1 protein-coding gene is annotated in these 1,226 nt (G+C 27.5%); it reads left to right on the forward strand.

Features of this window, described 5'->3' with window-relative positions:
• The first annotated feature begins 150 nt into the window (after positions 1-150).
• Positions 151-900 (forward strand): peptidylprolyl isomerase, encoded by a 750-nt coding sequence (locus N4T77_RS20080; protein WP_261673638.1) that lies wholly within the window; start codon positions 151-153, stop codon positions 898-900.
• Positions 901-1,226 lie beyond the last annotated feature (326 nt).

Below are 1,226 nucleotides of genomic sequence, written 5' to 3' on the forward strand. Positions count from 1 at the left end.
AACTCAGATTTTATTCTGAGTTTTTTTTATATCAATTTTTATACGTAAACTTACATATAAAAGAAGAATAAACTAATATTATATAGAAAAATAGTAAAAATTGTGACATAATTAATTGTGTCAATAAAATAAAAAGCAAGGAGAAAAGATATGGAAAACAATGTATTAGCTATTGTAAACGGTTTACAGATTACAGAAAAGGAGTTAGAAGATACTATAAAAAGATTTCCAAGAGAAAGACAGGGGTATCTGCAGACAGAACAGGGGAAAAAACAGTTACTAGATGAGATAATATCTTTTGAATTAATTTATAACTATGCTAAGGATGCTGGAATAGAAGAAGATAAGGAATATATTGCACAATTAGAAAAAGCAAAAAAAGAAATATTAACACAGATTGCAATATCAAAGGTTATGAGTGAAGTTAAAGTTACAGATGAAGAGATTAAATCCTACTATGAAGCTAATAAGCATATGTTCAACAATCCAGAGATGGTAAGTGCAAAACATATATTAATTGAAAGTGAAGAGAAGGCTGAAGAAATTATTAATAAAATAAATAATGGAATGGCTTTTGAAGATGCTGCTAAAGAGTTTTCTTCATGTCCATCAAAAGCTCAAGGGGGAAGTCTTGGAAGATTTGCAAGAGGACAAATGGTACCTGAGTTTGAAGAAGCTGCTTTCACTCTTGAATTAGATGAACTAAGCAAACCTGTTAAAACGCAATTTGGATATCATATAATAAGAGTTGATGAAAAGGTGCCAGGTTCTGTACAGTCTTTTGACGAAGTAAAGGATATGATTAAAAATAACCTATTACAACAAAGACAAACATATAGATATTCACAGTTAAATAGTGAGCTTAGAGAAAAATACAATGTTGAAATAATGAATCAATAGTTTTTAATATAATTCTTAAGTATTAAGAGTTAACTAGCAAATAAGGTAAACCACAGTATTAAATTTTTATTCTGTGGTTTATTTTATTTAGTTATTAACTCATAACTAAATTGTATATCTACTATTTGCAATAAGTTAAAACTTATTATAGCGGGAAACACTACCTAGTGTATCAATATAAGAATAACTGAGATAACAGCATAGATTCCTAGTAATATTAAGCTGATAACAAATAGAATAACATTTAATATTAAATACATATAAGAATTATGATAGAATAGTCAATGTTGTTACAAGAAACAACAAGACTTAACAAGAACAACTTA

It is taken from the genome of Clostridium sp. CX1, from assembly GCF_025398335.1.
Classification (GTDB): Bacteria; Bacillota; Clostridia; order Clostridiales; family Clostridiaceae; genus Clostridium_AM; species Clostridium_AM tanneri.